Genomic DNA, 18,377 nt, shown 5'->3' with positions numbered 1-18,377 from the left:
CCTGCACCTGTGGCGCGGTAGCGTCATCACCTATGAGTAACCATGCCGCCGATCTCGATGCCGATCGACTCCTCGAACTCCTGTCCGGTACCCGTTGGCGAGCGGTGGAGGTGGTGGCATCGACCGGCTCCACCAACGCAGACCTGGTCACACAGGCGGCTTCCGGCGACGTCGACGGCACGGTGCGGTTGACCACCGATCAGACGGCCGGGCGCGGCCGCCACTCCCGGGTGTGGTCCGCGCCGGCGGGGAGTCAGCTGGCCATGTCTGCGGCGGTCGCGGTGGGGTCCGAGACCGAGCATCTGGGTTGGTTGTCGTTGCTCGCCGGACTGGCGGCGGTCGACGCGATCGATGAGGTGGCGGGTCGACGGCCAAAGCTGAAATGGCCCAACGATGTCCTGATCGACGACCGGAAGGTGGCCGGCATCCTGGCCGAGTACACGAACACACCTCGCGGGGGTCTCGCGGTGATCGGGATCGGGATCAACACCTACATGTCGGCCGAGGACCTGCCGGTGCCGACAGCGACGTCCTTGCAGATCAGCACCGGAACCGAGGTCGCGCACACCGAACTGGCGGCGGCATTCCTGCGTGGGCTCGGGGATCTGTTGACCCACTGGCCCGACGACCTGGACCGACTGAGCGCTGCCTATCGCGATCGCAGCGACACCGTCGGCAGGCGGGTACGGCTGGTGATGCCCGGTGACCAGACAGTGACCGGCACCGCGGTCGGCGTGGACGCGATGGGTCGGATCGTCGTCGACGCCGAGGGCCGCCAGGTGGTCGCGGCGGCCGGCGACGTCACCCACCTGCGGCCGCTCGACGACTGAGACCTCGCGCGTCGGTCGTCTGGCTGCTTCAGCTGTCCTGGATGCTCTTGTGTCCCATGGCGGGGATCAGCGAGATGATCGGTAGCCCGATGATCAGATGGAGAATGGCGGTGGCGATGCCGACCGACAGTTCCGCGGACAGGATCAGCGGGATGATCACCGCCGCGGCGATCAGCAGACCGACGATCCAGCGGAAGAACTGATTCGGCGACGGGGTCACCATCTGCAGCACGTACCACAGCGCGCCGGCCGCGAGTGCGCACAGGAACGCAACCACCGCGAACCAGAACTCGTCACGCGCCAACGGATTCCACACCCCGAACCGGCCCGCTTCGTTTACCCGCTGCACGATCGCGCGGATGATCCACGCGGCCAGCCATGCGGCCAGGCCGGTCACGACACCGGTCATCACCACACCGCCGACGAACATTGTCGGATTGACGTTGGGTCCCAGCCGCGGTTTCTGGCGTCCGGCGTCGGCGGGCTGATACGGGTCCGCCGCATACGAGTAGGTCGGATCCGAGTGATCGGATCTCGGGGCGGGCTGCTGGCTGTAGGCCCGGGACTCGGGGTACCCGGGTTCATAACGCGCGGTCCGTGGATCGCGCGGGTCACGTGGATCGTGGTAGCTCATGTCTGTCGGACCTCGAGACTTCTCGTCACCTGCACGGCTTCACCGGAAGTGTACCCACGCCCGGTCGGAGTTCGGCCGTCCCGTGCTCGCCGGACATTAAGCTTTAGGCCATGTCCTATCCACGGGAGAACCTCGCCCCGGGCGAGGAGATCGTGCTGCATCGGCATCCCCACTGGAAGTGTCTGATCGGCCCGTTCCTACTGTTCCTGGTGGTCACGGCCGCGGTCGGGCTGCTGGGCGGCGTGATCACCGGTGCCGACCTCGGTTCCACCACTCGACTGATCCTGTTGGGCATCGTCGGCGTGCTGTGGCTCGCGGCATTGGGTTGGTTCTTCGTCCGGCCGCTCGTGTCGTGGGGGTCGACGCATTTCGTCCTCACCGACCGGCGGGTGATCTTCCGCAACGGCATCATCACCCGATCGGGGATCGACATCCCGGTGCGCCGCATCAACACCGTCGAGTTTCGGCACGGTCCCATCGACCGGCTGCTGCGCACCGGCACCCTGATCATCGAGTCGGCGTCGGACGAACCGTTGGCTTTCGACGACATCCCGCAGGTCGAGCGTGTGCATGCGCTGCTGTACCACGAGGTACTCGACGTGGCCGAGAACGAGCCGTTCACCGACGGATACGACGGTGAGGCGGCCGACGACATGCCGCAACGTCGGCACGACGAGGGGAGCAGGCGATGACCGACGTGCTGTTGGCCGAGGATGACGCCGCGATCGCGGAGCCGCTGGCCCGGGCACTCACCCGCGAGGGGTACGGCTGCGAGGTCGTCACCGACGGCGCGCAAGCACTCGATCAAGCCCTGGACAGTCGGTTCGAACTGTTGATCCTGGATCTCGGGCTGCCCGAGATCGACGGGCTCGAGGTGTGCCGCCGGGTGCGCTCGGAACGGCCGACGCTGGCGGTGCTGATGTTGACCGCGCGCACCGACGAGGTGGACTTCGTGGTGGGCCTCGACGCCGGCGCCGACGACTACGTCGGCAAACCGTTCCGGCTCGCGGAGCTGCTCGCACGGGTCCGGGCACTGCTCCGTCGTCAGCAGAGCGCCGACGTGGTGCTCGACGGGGGCGATATCCAACTCGACACCCGCGGACGGCGGGTACTGGCCAACGGTGCCGACGTCGTGCTGGCCAATCGCGAGTTCGATCTGCTGCGTTTCCTGATGGAACGCTCCGGGCAGGTGGTCAGCCGTGACGAGATCCTCACCGAGGTGTGGGGGTCGGCGGATCTGCGCTCGTCGAAGACCCTGGACATGCACATCTCCTGGTTACGGCGCAAGATCGGCGACGACCAGTACGACCGCCCGAGGCACATCGTGACGGTGCGCGGCGTCGGCTTCCGATTCGACCCCTGACTCGGGTGACCCGCGATGCGCCGCCGGATTCTGAACACGATGATCGCCATGTGTCTGGCGGTCGGCCTGCTGCTGGGTGTACCGCTCAGCGTGATCGCCTGGTGGTGGGTGTCGGACAACGCGCATCAGACGCTCGACGGGCGCCTCAAACTGATCTCCGATCAGTTGATCCGCCAAGAGGGTGAGGCCGGCAGCCTCGCGCCCGGGCAGCTGGATGTCGACGCCTTCCGGCTGCTGATCCCCGAGAACGGTCGACTGACCGTGCGCTACCCGGTCGACGGTGGTGCCGACGCGATGGTGGTGATCGGCGATCGGATCGACGGAGCGGCGATGGGTGACTCGATCGGACTCGGCAACGCGGGGTCACTGCTGCTGGAGATCCCGCTCGAGCAGGTGCGCGACGACCAGTTGGTGGCCGTGGGGATCGTGTTGCTGGTGGTGGCCAGTTCGATCGCGGCCGGCACCATCGTCGCGGCAGTGACCGCCGGAAGGATCGCCGATCCGCTCATCGACCTCGCCGACCGGGCCGCGGCCATGGCACGGGGCGACTTCCGCTCGGAATGGAAGTCCTACGGCATCGGTGAACTCGATCGGGTCTCGCGCGCACTGGGTGATGCGAACGCCGAGATCGCGCTGCGGCTGGAACGGGAGGGCGAGATCGTCGGCGACGTCTCACATCAGCTGCGTAGCCGTCTCACCGCCATCCAGTTGCGCCTCGACGAGTTGTCGATGCATCCCGACCCGTCAGTGGTCGGCGAGGCGGAGGCGGCGTTGGAGCAGGTGGAGCGACTATCCAGAGAGCTCGACGAGATGGTCGCGGCGTCGCGGAACGACCCGGCGGTGCCCGACGACATCGACGTGGCGGAGCTGGTGAACACGCTGATCGGCGATTTCCGTGCGTCCTTCGAGGCGGCCGGACGCACCATCTCGGCGCGGTTCGACGGTCGGGCGACCGCGGTGAGTGCGCGGCCCGGACGCCTACGCGAGGCGTTGAGTGTCCTGGTGGACAATGCGTTGCAGCATGGTGGCGGGACGTGTCACATCCAGGTCGACGATCTGCCGTCGGGCGAGATGTTGCGCGTGTCGGTCTCCGATGAGGGCGACGGTGTTCCCGACCCGTTGGTCGGTCACATCTTCCGGCGGGGATTCTCTGCGGGCCGGGGTAATGGGGTGGGATTGTCGCTGGCACGGGCCTTGGTGGAGGCCGACGGCGGGCGCCTCGACCTCACGTCACGTCGGCCCGCGGTGTTCTCCCTGGTGATTCCGTCGACCCACGGCAGCCGCCTCGGCGGCGCGGTCGACGGTGATCCGCCGACCGGGGAGACCGAGATCAGGCGTGACCGAGTTCCTCATCGATGAGTTCGGCGTCGCTCGGATGCAGGTCGGTGGAGCCCGCGTCCCCACCGCGCAATTGTTCGACCGGGAAGGCGAATTTGCGCAGCGCCCAGAAACGGAACGCCATCTGCAACAGGTTGCCGATCAAGAAGCCCAGGACGAAGTCGAGTACCACCAGCTCGGTGGTGGTGACATTGCTGCGCAGCTCGAAGACGTTGTTGGCCACCCATAGTGGTGCCGCGGCCAGGATCACGCCGATTCCGCTGATCGCGAAGAACAGCAGCGCCTCGTGATGGCGTTCGCGGCCACCACGGTTCTTGAACGCCCACTCCCGGTTGAGGATGTAGCTCAGGATCGTGGCCAGGGTCCCCGAGATGATGCGGGCCACCACCGGCTTCGGTTCCAACACGGTGAAGGTCAGCGCGTAGAAGATGACCAGGTCGAAGACGAACGTGGTGCCCCCGACGAGAGCGAACTTGATCAGCTCGTGGTGTTGCATCGCGAGCCGACGAACCGGCTCGGGGAGTCGAGCCACGAGCTCGTCGATGAAGGGCACAAGATCCGAGTGTACGAAATCAAACCGAAGAGTAACTTCGCCGGTCGGTCATGCGCACGACGTGGCGAACGTGCCACGATGTTCGGCGTGACATCCAGCATGCCAACCGTGACGATGATCGGCGGTGGTCAGCTCGCCCGTATGACCCATCAGGCGGCCATTGCGCTCGGACAGTGTCTGCGCGTGTTGGCGTCGAGCGAGACCGATCCTGCCGCCCAGGTCAGCGCCGACATCGTTCTCGGCTCACACAACGAGCTCGCCGACCTCCGCCGCGCCGCGCAGGGCGCCGCCGCCCTCACTTTCGACCACGAAGGTGTGCCGCTGAGCCATCTGCAGGCGCTCGAGGCCGAGGGCGTGGCGGTGCGCCCGCCGTCGGCGGCGCTGCACTTCGCGCAGGACAAGCTCGCGATGCGGGTGCGGCTGGCTGAGCTGGGCTTGCCGGTCCCGGACTTCGCCGACCTGACCGACGCCGGCTCGGATGCGCGCGCACGGTTCGTCGAGTTCGGACAGACCCACGGTTGGTCGATCGTGCTCAAGGCGATCCGCGGGGGCTACGACGGGCGTGGTGTCTGGCTGCTCGACAACCGTGACGAAGCGCTGTCGGTGTTCGACGAACAATTCGGTGCCGGGGTCGGTCTGATCGCCGAGCAGAAGGTCGCGATGCGTCGCGAGTTGTCGGCGATGATCGGACGATCCCCGTTCGGGCAGGGCGCCGCGTGGCCGGTGGTGGAGACGATTCAGCGCAAGGGGCAGTGCGCCGTGGTGTTGGCACCGGCGCCGGATCTGTCCGACGAGGTCGCCGAGCAGGCGCAGCAGATGGCGCTGCGGTTGGCCGAGGCACTCGGCGTCGTCGGGGTGATGGCGATGGAACTCTTCGAGACACTCGACGGTGAGCTGCTGGTCAACGAACTCGCGATGCGGCCACACAACAGCGGGCACTGGACCATGGACGGTGCGGTGACCTCTCAGTTCGAGCAGCATCTGCGGGCCGTGCTCGACTACCCGCTCGGGGACACTGCGGCGCGGGCGCCGGTGATCGTGATGGCCAATATCCTGGGTGCCGAAACGGCGCCGGAGATGACGATGGACGAGCGTCTGCATCACCTGTTGGCCCGCATGCCCGATGCCAAGGTGCATCTGTACGGTAAGGGCGAACGGCCCGACCGCAAGGTCGGGCACGTCAACATTGTCGGTGGCGATACCGATTCGCCCGCGAACGTGCGGGAACGTGCGGAACGCGCCGCGCACTGGATGTCTCACGCCGAGTGGACCGATGGATGGGATGCGCACGCATGACCGAGACCGAACCCCACGACGCGGGGTATCACGAACCGATCCGGCCGCGGGTCGGATTGATCATGGGCAGCGATTCGGACTGGCCCACCATGGAAGCCGCCGCCGAGGCGTTGGCCGAGTTCGAGGTGCCCTTCGAGGTCGGTGTGGTGTCGGCGCATCGCACGCCGCAGCGCATGCTCGACTACGCCTCTGGCGCAGCCGATCGCGGGATCTCGGTGATCATCGCGGGCGCGGGCGGTGCGGCGCATCTGCCCGGGATGGTCGCCTCGGCTACCCCGCTGCCGGTGATCGGCGTGCCGGTGCAGCTGCGCACCCTCGATGGTCTGGACTCGTTGCTTTCGATCGTGCAGATGCCGGCGGGTGTGCCGGTGGCCACCGTGTCCATCGGTGGGGCGCGCAACGCGGGGCTTCTGGCGGTGCGGATCCTGGCCTCGTCGGACGCCGGATTGCGTTCGCGCATGGTCGATTTCCAGCAAGGGCTCCAGGCCATGGTGCTGGAGAAGGACGAGGCGCTGCGCACCAAGCTGCTCGGGGACGACTGAGCGGTCACCGACGGCCACAAGTGCCGTAGATCGGTGTCGCCAGGTGACTCAGATCTACGGCACATTCCTGTCCGCAGCTCTAGTGGCGCAACTTCTCGGCGAAGAAGTCGAGCACCTGCTCGCGTGCGTCATACGTGGGCTGCCCCGGCTCGTCGATGAGGTCTTCGGTCAGCACCGAATGTGGCTGCGGCAACATGGAATCCGGGTTGGCCGAGGAGTCGGGTAGCTCGACGGCCAGGAACGCGTCACCGAGTTGTTCCCGGAGGAAGTCGAAGCGCGACCGCGGGGCCAGACGATCACCCTCGAACCGTAGGCCCATCACCTGCAGCCCGGCGGCGCACCGACTCTTCACCCGCGCCAGGTCGGCGTCGCTGAGATCGATGGACCGGTTGCGTGCCGGTATCACACCGAACGGTAAGGACGGCTGGGACAGCACCGGGGCAAGCAGACGGTCGTCGGTGGCCATTGCCAGTGCGAAGCCGCCGGTGAAGCACATCCCGACGGCGCCGACACCGGGTCCGCCGCACCGATCGTGTTCCTGGGCCGCGAGTCCACGCAACCAGTCGGCGATCGGTGAGGTCTTTCCGGTGGCCAGCACGGTGAACTCCCGGCTGATGCACGCCCGGGTGATCGTCTCGGCCATGTACCGTGTGGATCGGACGCGGCCGAGCGCGTCGGGCCGCGGATCTCGGCCGTCGACACCGAACAGTGAGGGCATGACCGCGGTGAGTCCGCGTGCCGCCACCTTTCGGGCGAAGTCGGCGACTTTTGGGCTGATGCCGGGCATCTCGGCGATGACGATGACCGCTGGGCCCTCACCCTTGGCATACACCGTCTTCGTGGCCGTTCCGACGGTGACATCGCGGGTGGTGAAATCGTCGAGAGCATCGTCGGGCACCGCGGTCACCCTTCGACGAGAGTGCCGATGAGGACGGACTCGAACATGCGGGCCGGGATGCGCGCACCGGACGCCACATCCGGTGAGTCCGACGGGATGATGCGCGGCCGAACCACCTTGTAATGCTTGGATTTGCGCACCAAACCGAATTCATTGGCAGCCTGCACGTTGCGTACCCAGTCGGTGTGGCGTCCGTAGGTCAGCACGATCGAGAGCCGGTCGTCGTCGACCCAGGCGAGCACCGGGATCGAGTACTCCTTTCCAGACTTGCGCCCCACGTGTTCCACCATCGCCCACGGCGCCAGCCGCGGAGCCCATTGGCGCTGGATCGGATTGGTCACCTTCTTGTTGAATCGCGCAACTGCCTTGGGGATCTTCATGCCTACGAGGATGCCCCACGCGAGCGGATTTGAGGACCCTCTTCGGACGAATCCGCACGCGTCAGCGCAGTGTGATGTCCGCACGTTCGGTGTCGGCGAGTCCGGCCAACCGGTCGTCGTCGGGATGCGACACGGTGACGAGAGAGGCGCCAACGGCCAGCGGCGCAACGAGATTGCCGATGACGCCGCGAGCATCGTGCCACCGGCGGGCGGTGAGGACACGTGTCCCGGCCGAGACGCCGTCGGCGGCTGCGGCGCGCCGTGCGGTGGCGAGCACCGTGGCGGTGTCGTCGTCGTCGAGCACCGGTCCGGCGGGCACACCGGTGGGGGAGTACTGGTCGCCGTGGACGCGTACCGCGGTCGCGAAGTCGGTGACCCCAACGGGCAGGTCGCGCACGCCCATCGCGAACGGGTCTAGTGAGGCGACGAGCAGCTCATCGACATCGTCGTGAGCGTCGATGCGTTGCGCCGACGTCACGGCGACGCCGACAGCGCCGGTGTCGCCGGAGCTGCCCGGCAAGCGGACGCGCGCACCGGCCCACCACGCGCCGAGCAGGATCGCTGCGGTCTGCCAATGCTCCGGAAGGTCGACAACGACCTCGTCGCCGGGCGCGAGGCCGAGTTCGTCGACAAAGAAGTTCGCCGACTTCGCGGCCCAATTCCCCAGGGTGGCACCAGAAAGCTCGGTACGTTCACCGCTTCGGTGGTCGTAGTAGGTCAGCAACGGTTGCGACCAGTCGGCGACGGCGGCGAATACGGCGGCAGTGATGGTGGTGTCGGTCATCGATCAGTTCACACAGGTCGGGCCGTCGGTGCCGGCCGTGATGGGTGGGCGGTTGTTGCCGACGCGCTCGCTGGCCGGGACGTTGTCGACCTGGGTTCCGGTGTCGAGGATCGAACCCGGGCCCTCGTAGGTGTTGGTGAGCACGGCCTTCAGATGCTTCTCCGGTAGTGAGGAATCCACGCGCACCTCGGCGCCGCCGAGATCCTTGGCCAGTTGGCGGGCCCCGGCGTCCTCGGCGTGGGTGTACACGACCGTGTCGCGGTCGTCGGCACTGCCGCTGAGGGTGTCGCCGGACTGGAACCCCTTGGTGGTCAAGATATTGGCGACGTTCGATGCGAGACCGTCGATAGTGCCAGCGTTGACCACGTCGACAGTGTAGTCGGCGCGTTCCGGTGTGCCGTCGTCCTGCTTGCGGTTGAGGAGGTTGTCGGTGAAGGTCCGCACCTGGTTGGGGTCGACCTCGACGACGCTCTGCTGGCCGTCCTCGCTCCACCCTTGCTCGGTGACCACCGGGATGGTGGCGAACTTGACGCGTCCGCCGCTGAGGTCCTTGAGTTGTTCGGCGAGTTTCACGACATCCCAGTTGTCGTCGATCACGACCGACCGGGAGACCGCCCGCTGCAGTTCGGACAGCTTGCCAGGGTCGGCGAGCATGTTGGCCGACAGCATCTTGTTGGCCAGCGAGGCCATGAACACCTGCTGCCGAGTGATGCGATCGAGGTCGCCGCGCGGCAGCCCGTGGCGTTGCCGGACGAAACTGAGTGCCTTGGGGCCGTTGAGGGTTTGTTCGCCGGCGCGGAACCGTGCCCCCGAATACGGTTCGTTGACCGCGTCTTTCAGGCAGACGTCGACGCCGCCCACGGCATTGGTCAGCAGCACGAAGCCGAGCAGACCCACCTCGGCGTAGTGGTCGACGTGCACGCCGGTCAGGCCGGTCACGCTGTCGATGAGGGCCTTGCGTCCGGCCTGCGTGCCGTCGTTCTCGGCCGCCGCGGGCGTCGCACCGGCCTCGACCGCGCGCTGGCGCACACCCTCCTTGGTGGTGCCGTATGCCGCATTGATCTTCGACATCCCGATGCCGGGAACCTCGACGTAGGAGTCGCGAGGGATCGAGATCGCCGTCGCCGACGATCCGTCGTTCGGGATCCGGATCAACAGGATGGTGTCGGTGTTGGTGGCGACTTCCTCGCCCGAGCGCAAGAGTTTGAGTTCGTCCGCCGACAGCGGATTGCCCTTGGCATCGGTGCGTGAATCGGTGCCGACGAGCAGGATGTCGACCGCGCCGTCGTCGGCGCCGCCGAGACCCAGGCCACCCAACTGGGTGATGTTGGAGTTGAGATTGTTTACGTTGTTCCACGCGTAGCCGGTGCACAACAGCACCGACACCGAGAGCAGCGCGACGAGCCCACGACCGATGCCGGCCCGGCTGGTCTTGGCCCGCCAGGACGGGCGCGACGGCGGGGTCGGGCCGGTTCCGTCTGGACGCGGTTCGCGGGGGCGCCGATTGGAACCCGATGTCGCGGTCGCTGCTGCTGCCGGCCGATCCGGTCGGTCTCGCCGTTCGGGCTGCGCCGCCCGACGTCGAGAGCGCGGGTGTCGGGGGTCGGAGGGGCCGCCACCACGTTGATCGGCCTCGGCTGCCGGGCGTCGTCGCCGCCGCGGTGAATCTGTGGCGCCGTCGGTGTGGATTTCGTCGGATGCGGTCGAGACGACGTCGGGCCGGCGGCCCCGGACACCTCGGCCCGCGGGAGGTGAGGACACGGGTCGCCGGCGTGGCGGAGGTGCCGACACATCATCAGGGCTCGGTCGGCGGCGCTTCGGCTGCCCGGACGCGCGCGGGTCGACGCGGTCCTCCGGAGAGGGCCTGCGGCGGCGTTGCTCGGGTCCCGACCCCGGGGCCTGTTCCGGCGGCCGCCGGCGAGGTGTGCGTGGCTGCTCCCGGCCACCTGTCATCCTCCGGTCATCAGCCGGCGCCCCCTCTGGCCTCTTTCGGTCGGTTGGCTTCCGGTCCGTCGATGACATGGGACGTGGCGTGGACTCGTCGGGGCGTGTGCGACCACCGTGACGTCGGCGTGCATCACCAGGTCGAGACTCCACGAGCGGGTCATCACCTTTCGTCGTCGGTCACCACGGCTCTGCTTGCCTGCCGGTCACTGTTGGGTGTGACGCATGTGTGTGCAGATGTCGGTGATGTTGGCGTTTCAGATGTTGCAGTTCTGACGCCAGGCTATTGAAGTGGCGTAGGAAATCCGGGAACGCCACGCCGTATCAGTCCCGCGAGACTCACATCACCGACCGCCATCGCGTCCCGGCGGCCCGCGTGCGGCACGATGGCAGCCATGAGTCCGACGTTCTTCGTCATCGGTGCGACCGGACAGCTCGGCACCGCGCTGCGGGCCGACGCGGATGCGCCCGCCAACATACGTGCGCTGGGGTCGGCTGACGTCGACATCGCCGACGCGGCGTCGGTGTCCACGGCGTTGTCCGATCTGGGGCCGGGTGATGTGGTGCTCAACTGTGCGGCCTACACCGACGTAGACGGTGCGGAGTCCGACACCGCCCGCGCCTACGCGATCAATCGCGACGGACCGGCGAATCTCGCGCGAGCAACGCGTGCGGCGGGGGCCTGGCTGATCCACGTCTCGACCGACTACGTCTTCGCCGGCGCGGCGGCGACCACCACCGCCCCACGCCGCGCGCAGCCGTACCAACCCGGCGACGTCACGGGTACCCCGGAGACGGTGTACGGCGCGTCCAAACTCGCCGGCGAGCAACTCGCCGTCGAGCTCGATCCGGCCACCACGATCGTGCGGACCGCGTGGGTCTACACCGGCGGTCCGAACAGTCGTGACTTCGTCGGCACCATGCGGCGCCTGGAGTCGTCCCGCGACACGGTGTCGGTGGTCGACGACCAGACCGGATCGCCCACCTACGCCGCAGATCTGGCGGCCGGGCTCTGGGAACTCGCGGCGCGCGGCCGCGACCGGAGGGTGGCCGGCGCGGTGCTGCACGCCACCAATTCCGGCAGCGTCACCTGGTTCGCCGTGGCACGCGCGGTGTTCGCCGAGGTGGGGGCCGATCCGGACCGGGTGCATCCGTGCACCACCGCGCAGTTCCCTCGTCCCGCGCCGCGACCGGCGTACTCAGTGTTGTCGCCGACCGCGTGGGCCGAGGCGGGCCTGGCCCCATTGCGTGACTGGCGGGCAGCCCTGCATGCCGCCGTGACGCTCGATCACGCTTCGGTGGACTGACACGTGTCGCAGCCGCGCAGGACATCCGTCAACGTTGGTTACCCTTACCCGGTGACCGCTGAGTTGGCCGTCGTGACGGTGACGTATTCGTCGGGGAGGCATCTCTCGACCTTCCTGGAGAGTTTGGCGAAGGCCACGTCGGCGCCACCGCCGCGAGTCGTCATCGCCGACAACGGTTCCACCGATGGCGCGCCGGAGACGGCAGCCCGCGAACACGACAACGTGACGCTGGTCCACACCGGCGGCAACATCGGCTATGGCGGCGGCATCAATCGGGCCGTCGCCGAACTCGACCCGTCCGTCGAGTTCATCGCAGTGGCCAACCCCGACGTCGAGTGGTCGCCCGGCTCGCTCGACGAACTCCTCGCGGCGGCCCGACGGTGGCCCCGTGCCGGTTCGCTTGGTCCGCTGATCCGCGAACCGGACGGCTCGGTCTACCCATCCGCGCGCCGGGTACCCGATTTGATCTCCGGCGCCGGACACGCCGTTTTCGGCTCGATCTGGAAGTCGAATCCGTGGACGACGGCCTATCGCGCCGACAACGCCGAGCCCAGCGAACGGTCCGTCGGGTGGCTGTCGGGGTCGTGCCTGCTGGTGCGGAGGGCGGCGTTCGACTCGGTGCAGGGCTTCGACTCCCGGTACTTCATGTACATGGAGGACGTGGATCTCGGCGACCGGCTCGGTCGGGCCGGTTGGCTCAACGTCTACGTGCCCGGCGCGGAGGTCGTGCACACCAAGGGGCATGCGGCCGGACGTGATCCGGACGCCATGTTGCCCGCCCATCACCGCAGCGCGTACCGCTTTCAGGCAGACCGACACCCCGGGGTGTTGCAGGCGCCGGTGCGGCTCGCGTTGCGGATCGGACTCGCACTGCGTTCGCGGGTCGCGGTCATCGCGGCCCGCAGGTCTGGGGAACGACACCGAGGAGGAAGCCATGACCAGTGACAACTCAGTCGACGCGCCGTCGGGAGGCGACGGCGTGCAGGCCGTGGTCCTCGTCGGCGGGAAAGGCACGCGGTTACGTCCGCTGACATTGTCGGCACCCAAGCCGATGCTGCCGACGGCCGGCGTGCCGTTCCTCACGCATCTGCTCTCCCGCATCAGGGAAGCCGGCATCGTCGACGTGGTGCTGGGCACCTCCTTCCAGGCCCACGTGTTCTCCGAGTACTACGGCGACGGATCGAAGCTCGGACTGAACCTGACCTATGTCACCGAAACCGAGCCGCTCGGCACCGGTGGGGCCATCCGCAACGTGCTCGACCAACTCACCGCCGACACCATCCTCGTGTTCAACGGTGACGTCCTCGGCGGCACCGACGTCCGTGAGGTCCTTGCCACACATCGGCGCAGTGGGGCCGACGTCACCATGCACCTGGTGTCGGTGAGCGATCCGCGCGCCTTCGGCTGCGTGCCCACCGACGACACCGGCCGGGTCACCGACTTCCTGGAGAAGACCCAGGACCCGCCGACCGATCAGATCAACGCCGGTACCTACGTTTTCCGGCGTGCGGTGATCGAGGAGATCGAACCGGGCCGACCGGTGTCGGTGGAGCGCGAGGTGTTTCCCAAGCTGCTCGCCGACGGTCGGCACATCCAGGCTCACGCCGACCACGCCTACTGGCGGGACATGGGGACGCCGGAAGACTTCGTCCGTGGGTCGGCCGACCTCGTCCGCGGCATCGCCCCATCGCCGGCGCTCGGTGACCGCCGAGGTGAATCGCTCGTGCACGAAGGTGCCGGCGTGGCACCCGGCGCGGTGCTGATCGGCGGCACGGTGGTCGGTCGCGGCGCCGAGATCGGTCCGCGCGCCCGCCTCGACGGCGCCGTCATCTTCGACGGGGCGGTCGTCGAGGCCGGGGCAGTGGTGGAACGCAGCATCGTCGGCTTCGGTGCCCGGCTGGGTCCCCGGGCGCTCGTCCGCGACACCGTGATCGGTGATGGTGCCGACGTCGGTGCCCGTTGCGAACTACTCCGCGGCGCCCGCGTGTGGCCGGGGGTCCAGCTGCCCGACAACGGAGTTCGGTTCTCGACCGACGTCTGATCGACAGGACCGAGGGGCGACTCTAGCGGGCTTTGGCGGCCGCCAGCACACCCGCCCCGAGCGGGATCACCACCGGCAGTAGGCGCTCGTCGTCGGCGATCAGCAATGCGGCCTCGCGTGCGGCGACCGCGGCGGGCTCCGTGCGGGTGGGGTCGGCGACGGCGCCACCCGCGGTCGCATTGTGCACCACCACCACGCCGCCGGGCCGCAGCATGCGCACCGCCTCGGTCACGTGCCGGGGGTGGTCGATCAGTGGCCCGTCGACGAAGACCAGGTCATAGGACTCGTCGGCGAGTCGCGGCAGCACGTCGCGCGGGGTGCCGTTGATCAGCCGAGTGCGGCCCGAGGCGATGTCGGCGCCGGCGAACGACTGGCGGGCTGCGCGATGATGCTCGGGCTCCGGGTCGATGGTGGTCAGCACACCGTCCGAGGCCATGCCGTTGAGCAACCACAATCCGCTCACCCCGACCCCGGTCCCGATCTCGACGACCGCATGGGCGTCGCAGCTGCGCGCCAACAGCGCCAGCAACGCACCCACCGCCGGCGCGACGGCCGCGGCACCCAGCTCGTCGGCCCGGGCGCGGGCCGCCAGCAAGGCGTCGTCCTCGACGATCGCAGATTCGGCATAGTCGATCAGCGTGTTGCCCGCCGAGGCGGCCGCATCGTCGGCGCCTCCTTCTGAATCCGTCACCCTTCGAGGTTATGTCCCCGCGTGGCCTTTCCGTGCGCGGCGCGCCACTCGTGGTACAGAACGGCGTGGTCAGGCCCCATTTGTCGACCGGCCAGACATCCTCAGCGAAACCTCAGGTCTCTCATACGGCGACCACAACACGATGGGAGAGGGTTTCAATCAGCGATGTCCTCGCCCGGCGGAATAGTTTGGCGAGGGTCCTGGTTTACCATCGTGAACATCCGTCATCCGATGCGATGACCGGGGAAGGGAACTGGCCACTCAACATGACTGATCCCCTGGGGTCTGCAGACGTCGTCCCCGCCGGCACTGCCGGCTTCGACGCAACCGGCGACGGCAATCTGATGCCGTCATGGGACGAACTGGTGCGCGAACACGCCGATCGTGTGTACCGGCTCGCCTATCGGCTGTCCGGCAATCAGCATGATGCCGAAGACCTCACGCAGGAGACGTTCATCCGGGTCTTCCGGTCCCTGTCCAACTACAAGCCCGGCACATTCGAGGGCTGGCTGCACCGCATCACCACCAACCTGTTCCTGGACATGGTGCGCCGGCGGAGCAAGATCCGGATGGAAGCCCTGCCCGAGGAGTACGACCGGGTGCCCGCGGACACCCCCGATCCGCAGCAGATCTTCCACGACGCCAACCTCGACCCCGACTTGCAGGACGCGCTCGACGCGTTGCCGCCCGAGTTCCGCGCCGCCGTGGTGCTCTGCGACATCGAGGGGTTGTCCTACGAAGAGATCTCCGCGACGCTCGGTGTGAAACTGGGTACGGTGCGCAGCCGCATCCATCGTGGCCGCCAGGCGATCCGTGACCACCTCAATGCCCGCGGTCACACCAGCAGTCGCTCGGTCGCCGTCGGTTCCTCCTAGCGGCCTCGTCCCTGACACCTGCGGACGCCAGGCATCTGCAGATCCCGGGAACCGCGGCCGCCCGGGCTTCGTTGTCATCTTCGGATAGGCTGGGTGGCCGCGCGTTGTCACACTCCGCGCGATTGCCATCGGAGTATCGGTGGCGGCGCCGCCGATCAGCAGGTGACGTGAGGCACAGGGCGAGAGAGGTGAACGTCAGATGGAGATGAGCCGAGGAAGGCCAACCTCGGGGCAACCGGACTCGCGGCAACCGGGATGGGGCATCGATGGCCCGCTTCCCACATCCGATCTCCGACGACGCCGACGATCCTCATGGAACCCCGCCACCTGGACTCCGGTGACCGCCTCGTTGGCGCCCAATCGCGACTATCGAGCGCCGGGAACGGCCGGGGGACGCCGATTCGCCTCCACCGAGCATCTCGCCGCGGAGGCCGTCGCCGCCTTTGTCGACGCCGAACTCGGGATGACAGCTCACCTGCGCGCCACGCAACATCTCGCGCAGTGTCGCGAATGCATGGCCGCGGTCGACGCGCAGGTGACCGCTCGCACCCGGCTGCGGGCCGCCGGCGACGTGTCCATGCCCGCCGGGCTGCTCGGTCAGCTGAGCCAGATCCCCACTCGCGAGATCGACGTCACCGCCATGTCGTCGGATACACCGACCGATCGCGTCGGTTTCGATCCGGCCGACGGCGGATCGGCGCGGCCGAATATGCCCACCGATGCCTTCGAATCGGGTTCGACGCGTGCGCGGATGAGCCGTTGGCGGGGCCGCTGACAGGTGGACGGTAGTAGGGACGACGCAGTCGATCAGGCGAACAGGGCCGCCGAGGACGCCACGACTGAGCAGACGGCCGGCGCGCAGCCGACGAACGACGCGCTCAGCGAAGCCGACGACTCCGTGTGGGGCGACGACGCCACCGGCGACATATACGGCGAGACCACCCACACATCGGCCGGCGGCCCATCCGGTCCGCATCGCGCCGCGGTCTCACCCCAGACTGCAGCGGTGTTCGGCCGGCCCGACGGGGTGGCGGGTTCCTTCACGGAGTCACCCGAGTCGCCCAACGATCGGCCGGTCCCGGAGATCTCCGCGCCGGATCCGGTACTCGCAGAGGCGTTCGGCCGTCCGGCCGGGGAGACCGAGACCCTGCAGCGTGATCCGCTTGCGTCCTATGGCCGGGACGAGGCTCCGTCGGCCCCGCCGGATCCCTGGCGTGACCCGGAGTCCAGGGTGGCCCTGGCCGATCCGGCGCTCACCGCACCGACGAGCGCCGAGCCGACCGAAGCCGGACCCAGGCTCGGTATCCGGGACATCCTCTTCGGCCGACGTGTGAGTTGGCATGTGCTCGCGACACTGGCGGTGCTGGCATTGTTGGTGGGCCTGGTCGGGGGCCTGATGGGTCGATGGACGGCCGAGGTCGTCTCACCACTCAACTCCGACTCCGTACGGCTGTCCACCGGCGAGTCCGACGATGACGCCGAACCCCGGTCTCCGGTCGCGAATGTTGCGCGGGCGGTGGAGAAGTCGGTGGTGGCACTCGATGTCCGGACCTCGAGTTCGGTGGGCACCGGATCCGGCTTCGTGATCGACGAGAACGGCTACATCGTGACCAACAACCACGTCATCGCGATGGCCGCCAACGACCGCAACGCGAAACTCGAAGCCGTCTTCTTCGACCGTCGGCGGGTGCCCGCGCGCATCGTCGGCCGTGACACCAAGACCGACCTGGCCGTGGTCAAGGTGGACAATGTCGACAACCTGACGGTGTCGACGATCGGCAATTCCGACGATCTGCAGATCGGGCAGGAAGTCGTCGCCTTCGGCTCGCCGTTGGGTCTCGACCGTACCGTGACCAGTGGCATCGTCAGCGCCTTGCACCGTCCGGTGCCGCTGCGACCCGATGCGGAATCCGACACCGACGCCGTGATCGATGCCATCCAGACCGATGCGGCGATCAACCCGGGTAACTCCGGCGGCCCGCTGGTCGACGACGACGCCGAGGTGGTGGGTATCAACACCGCCGGACTGGTGCCCGGCGGCGGGTCGATCGGCCTCGGCTTCGCGATCCCGATCAACCAGGTGGTGCCGATCGCGCAGACGTTGATCCGCAACGGCGAGGTCCGTCATCCGCAGATCGGTGTCAACGCCAGTTCGGTGCGCAACGACCGGGTGTTGGGGGCACAGGTGCGCAACGTGGTCGCCGGCGGACCGGCCGACCAGGCCGGTGTGCGCGAGGACGACGTGATCACCTCGTTCAACGAGCGGACCATCGAGAGTGCCGACGAATTGACCGTGGCGGTCCGCACCGCGAAGATCGACGACACGGTGCCCTTCACATACTGGCGTAACGGGCGGACCTTCACCGGTACGATGACGCCCGCCAGTGATTGACCAGACCGCCTGACGGTACGGCAGCGGGCACGAGCGATGGGGAAGCACAATGTTCAGCAGCATCGGTTGGGGTGAGATCGCCGTACTGCTGGCCGCCGGTCTCATCATCCTCGGGCCGGAACGGCTCCCGGGTGCAGTGTCCTGGACGATGAAGTCGTTGCGGCAGGTCCGTGATTACGCGACCGGCGCCACCGACCAACTCAAGAACGAACTCGGCCCCGAGTTCGACGACCTGCGCAAGCCGTTGTCCGATCTCAACGAACTGCGCGGCATGACTCCGCGCGCCGTGGTCACCAAACACCTGCTCGACGGCGACGACTCGGTGTTCAACCTCGGACTCGACGCGACCACGGTGGACCGCACCACCACCGAGACCCCGCAGATCAAACCGGTCTCCCGGCCGCTGCCGGATCCTGTCACCGATGCCAGGTCATCGACGGACGGTGACGCAGACTCATCGGCGCCGACGGTGCGCGGTCACCGCGTCAGCGACTGGGACGCCACCTGAG

20 protein-coding genes are annotated in these 18,377 nt (G+C 67.9%); 13 read left to right on the top strand and 7 right to left on the bottom strand.

Going from position 1 to position 18,377, the window contains the following annotated elements; genetic code table 11:
- The first annotated feature begins 32 nt into the window (after window positions 1-32).
- Window positions 33-830, top strand: a complete 798-nt coding sequence (locus VX037_RS09910) for a biotin--[acetyl-CoA-carboxylase] ligase (RefSeq protein WP_328714098.1) — start codon at window positions 33-35, stop codon at window positions 828-830.
- Between the two features lie 28 nt (window positions 831-858).
- Here the strand turns inward: VX037_RS09910 and VX037_RS09905 are convergent, their stop codons facing one another.
- Window positions 859-1,464: a DUF6069 family protein gene (locus VX037_RS09905; protein WP_235723850.1), complete on the bottom strand. Its 606-nt coding sequence runs from the start codon at window positions 1,462-1,464 to the stop codon at window positions 859-861.
- 110 nt (window positions 1,465-1,574) lie between these two features.
- On the opposite strand from VX037_RS09905, the gene VX037_RS09900 reads away from it, so the two are divergent.
- Genes VX037_RS09900 through VX037_RS09890 form a run of 3 tightly spaced genes read left to right on the top strand, consistent with a single transcriptional unit; the run spans window position 1,575 to window position 4,186 of the window.
- The gene (locus VX037_RS09900) at window positions 1,575-2,156 is read left to right on the top strand and encodes a PH domain-containing protein (protein ID WP_235723849.1); all 582 of its coding nucleotides are present in this window, start codon (window positions 1,575-1,577) and stop codon (window positions 2,154-2,156) included.
- On the top strand, window positions 2,153-2,827 hold the full coding sequence (locus VX037_RS09895; protein ID WP_235723848.1) for a response regulator transcription factor: 675 nt from the start codon (window positions 2,153-2,155) through the stop codon (window positions 2,825-2,827). The genes VX037_RS09900 and VX037_RS09895 overlap by 4 nt, the downstream gene beginning before the upstream one ends.
- A gap of 15 nt (window positions 2,828-2,842) precedes the next feature.
- Complete coding sequence (locus VX037_RS09890) at window positions 2,843-4,186, top strand: sensor histidine kinase (protein WP_287016224.1); 1,344 nt, start codon at window positions 2,843-2,845, stop codon at window positions 4,184-4,186.
- On the opposite strand, the gene VX037_RS09885 is transcribed toward VX037_RS09890, so the two are convergent.
- Window positions 4,158-4,718 (bottom strand): GtrA family protein, encoded by a 561-nt coding sequence (locus VX037_RS09885; protein WP_287016225.1) that lies wholly within the window; start codon window positions 4,716-4,718, stop codon window positions 4,158-4,160. The genes VX037_RS09890 and VX037_RS09885 overlap by 29 nt on opposite strands.
- A 78-nt stretch (window positions 4,719-4,796) precedes the next feature.
- Between VX037_RS09885 and VX037_RS09880 the strand changes: the two genes are divergently transcribed.
- Both VX037_RS09880 and purE read left to right on the top strand, forming a co-directional pair.
- Entirely contained in the window at window positions 4,797-6,014 is a 1,218-nt protein-coding gene (locus tag VX037_RS09880; RefSeq protein ID WP_442903654.1) for a 5-(carboxyamino)imidazole ribonucleotide synthase, read from the top strand.
- Window positions 6,011-6,556: a 5-(carboxyamino)imidazole ribonucleotide mutase gene (purE, locus tag VX037_RS09875; RefSeq protein WP_287016226.1), complete on the top strand. Its 546-nt coding sequence runs from the start codon at window positions 6,011-6,013 to the stop codon at window positions 6,554-6,556. The genes VX037_RS09880 and purE overlap by 4 nt, the downstream gene beginning before the upstream one ends.
- A 79-nt stretch (window positions 6,557-6,635) precedes the next feature.
- Here purE and VX037_RS09870 read toward each other — a convergent pair whose 3' ends face one another.
- The 4 genes from VX037_RS09870 to VX037_RS09855 form a co-directional block, all read right to left on the bottom strand.
- Window positions 6,636-7,454, bottom strand: coding sequence for a dienelactone hydrolase family protein (locus VX037_RS09870; protein ID WP_287016227.1), 819 nt, complete (start codon window positions 7,452-7,454; stop codon window positions 6,636-6,638).
- Between the two features lie 5 nt (window positions 7,455-7,459).
- A complete protein-coding gene (locus tag VX037_RS09865) occupies window positions 7,460-7,834 on the bottom strand; it encodes a nitroreductase family deazaflavin-dependent oxidoreductase (RefSeq protein WP_235723843.1) in 375 nt (124 codons plus the stop codon).
- A gap of 61 nt (window positions 7,835-7,895) precedes the next feature.
- Window positions 7,896-8,618: a TIGR03089 family protein gene (locus VX037_RS09860; RefSeq protein WP_287016228.1), complete on the bottom strand. Its 723-nt coding sequence runs from the start codon at window positions 8,616-8,618 to the stop codon at window positions 7,896-7,898.
- Between the two features lie 3 nt (window positions 8,619-8,621).
- Window positions 8,622-10,571, bottom strand: a complete 1,950-nt coding sequence (locus VX037_RS09855; RefSeq protein ID WP_266062042.1) for an LCP family protein — start codon at window positions 10,569-10,571, stop codon at window positions 8,622-8,624.
- A gap of 377 nt (window positions 10,572-10,948) precedes the next feature.
- Between VX037_RS09855 and rfbD the strand changes: the two genes are divergently transcribed.
- From rfbD to VX037_RS09840, 3 genes are read left to right on the top strand one after another with little or no spacing between them, the layout of a single operon-like run.
- Window positions 10,949-11,869, top strand: coding sequence for a dTDP-4-dehydrorhamnose reductase (rfbD, locus tag VX037_RS09850; protein ID WP_287016229.1), 921 nt, complete (start codon window positions 10,949-10,951; stop codon window positions 11,867-11,869).
- Window positions 11,870-11,920: 51 nt separating this feature from the next.
- Window positions 11,921-12,814: a glycosyltransferase family 2 protein gene (locus tag VX037_RS09845; RefSeq protein ID WP_235723839.1), complete on the top strand. Its 894-nt coding sequence runs from the start codon at window positions 11,921-11,923 to the stop codon at window positions 12,812-12,814.
- Window positions 12,804-13,910, top strand: coding sequence for an NDP-sugar synthase (locus VX037_RS09840; protein WP_328714096.1), 1,107 nt, complete (start codon window positions 12,804-12,806; stop codon window positions 13,908-13,910). The genes VX037_RS09845 and VX037_RS09840 overlap by 11 nt, the downstream gene beginning before the upstream one ends.
- 22 nt (window positions 13,911-13,932) lie before the next feature.
- Here VX037_RS09840 and VX037_RS09835 read toward each other — a convergent pair whose 3' ends face one another.
- The gene (locus tag VX037_RS09835; protein WP_235723837.1) at window positions 13,933-14,601 is read right to left on the bottom strand and encodes an O-methyltransferase; all 669 of its coding nucleotides are present in this window, start codon (window positions 14,599-14,601) and stop codon (window positions 13,933-13,935) included.
- Between the two features lie 266 nt (window positions 14,602-14,867).
- On the opposite strand from VX037_RS09835, the gene sigE reads away from it, so the two are divergent.
- From sigE to tatB, 4 genes are all read left to right on the top strand, one after another.
- Window positions 14,868-15,476: an RNA polymerase sigma factor SigE gene (gene sigE, locus VX037_RS09830; protein WP_235723836.1), complete on the top strand. Its 609-nt coding sequence runs from the start codon at window positions 14,868-14,870 to the stop codon at window positions 15,474-15,476.
- A 199-nt stretch (window positions 15,477-15,675) separates the two neighbouring features.
- Window positions 15,676-16,251 carry a hypothetical protein gene (locus VX037_RS09825; RefSeq protein WP_235723835.1) on the top strand — a complete coding sequence of 192 codons (576 nt, stop codon included), beginning with the start codon at window positions 15,676-15,678 and terminating at the stop codon, window positions 16,249-16,251.
- A 150-nt stretch (window positions 16,252-16,401) separates the two neighbouring features.
- Complete coding sequence (locus VX037_RS09820; RefSeq protein ID WP_328714163.1) at window positions 16,402-17,868, top strand: S1C family serine protease; 1,467 nt, start codon at window positions 16,402-16,404, stop codon at window positions 17,866-17,868.
- A gap of 49 nt (window positions 17,869-17,917) precedes the next feature.
- Complete coding sequence (gene tatB, locus VX037_RS09815) at window positions 17,918-18,376, top strand: Sec-independent protein translocase protein TatB (RefSeq protein ID WP_235723834.1); 459 nt, start codon at window positions 17,918-17,920, stop codon at window positions 18,374-18,376.
- The last annotated feature ends 1 nt before the right edge of the window (window position 18,377 follow it).

Source organism: Gordonia sp. Z-3 (assembly GCF_036233855.1).
GTDB lineage: Bacteria > Actinomycetota > Actinomycetes > Mycobacteriales > Mycobacteriaceae > Gordonia > Gordonia tangerina.
Note: the sequence above shows the minus strand (reverse complement) of the source record. Positions and strands in the feature narration are given on the sequence as shown.

Bases quoted from the DNA above. Each gene is read 5' to 3' on its own strand.
- VX037_RS09910 (WP_328714098.1), top strand. From the start codon at position 33: ATGAGTAACCATGCCGCCGATCTCGATGCCGATCGACTCCTCGAACTC.
- VX037_RS09905 (WP_235723850.1), bottom strand. From the start codon at position 1,464: ATGAGCTACCACGATCCACGTGACCCGCGCGATCCACGGACCGCGCGT.
- VX037_RS09900 (WP_235723849.1), top strand. From the start codon at position 1,575: ATGTCCTATCCACGGGAGAACCTCGCCCCGGGCGAGGAGATCGTGCTG.
- VX037_RS09895 (WP_235723848.1), top strand. From the start codon at position 2,153: ATGACCGACGTGCTGTTGGCCGAGGATGACGCCGCGATCGCGGAGCCG.
- VX037_RS09890 (WP_287016224.1), top strand. From the start codon at position 2,843: ATGCGCCGCCGGATTCTGAACACGATGATCGCCATGTGTCTGGCGGTC.
- VX037_RS09880 (WP_442903654.1), top strand. From the start codon at position 4,797: ATGTTCGGCGTGACATCCAGCATGCCAACCGTGACGATGATCGGCGGT.
- purE (WP_287016226.1), top strand. From the start codon at position 6,011: ATGACCGAGACCGAACCCCACGACGCGGGGTATCACGAACCGATCCGG.
- VX037_RS09865 (WP_235723843.1), bottom strand. From the start codon at position 7,834: ATGAAGATCCCCAAGGCAGTTGCGCGATTCAACAAGAAGGTGACCAAT.
- VX037_RS09860 (WP_287016228.1), bottom strand. From the start codon at position 8,618: ATGACCGACACCACCATCACTGCCGCCGTATTCGCCGCCGTCGCCGAC.
- VX037_RS09855 (WP_266062042.1), bottom strand. From the start codon at position 10,571: ATGACAGGTGGCCGGGAGCAGCCACGCACACCTCGCCGGCGGCCGCCG.
- rfbD (WP_287016229.1), top strand. From the start codon at position 10,949: ATGGCAGCCATGAGTCCGACGTTCTTCGTCATCGGTGCGACCGGACAG.
- VX037_RS09840 (WP_328714096.1), top strand. From the start codon at position 12,804: ATGACCAGTGACAACTCAGTCGACGCGCCGTCGGGAGGCGACGGCGTG.
- sigE (WP_235723836.1), top strand. From the start codon at position 14,868: ATGACTGATCCCCTGGGGTCTGCAGACGTCGTCCCCGCCGGCACTGCC.
- VX037_RS09825 (WP_235723835.1), top strand. From the start codon at position 15,676: ATGGAGATGAGCCGAGGAAGGCCAACCTCGGGGCAACCGGACTCGCGG.
- tatB (WP_235723834.1), top strand. From the start codon at position 17,918: ATGTTCAGCAGCATCGGTTGGGGTGAGATCGCCGTACTGCTGGCCGCC.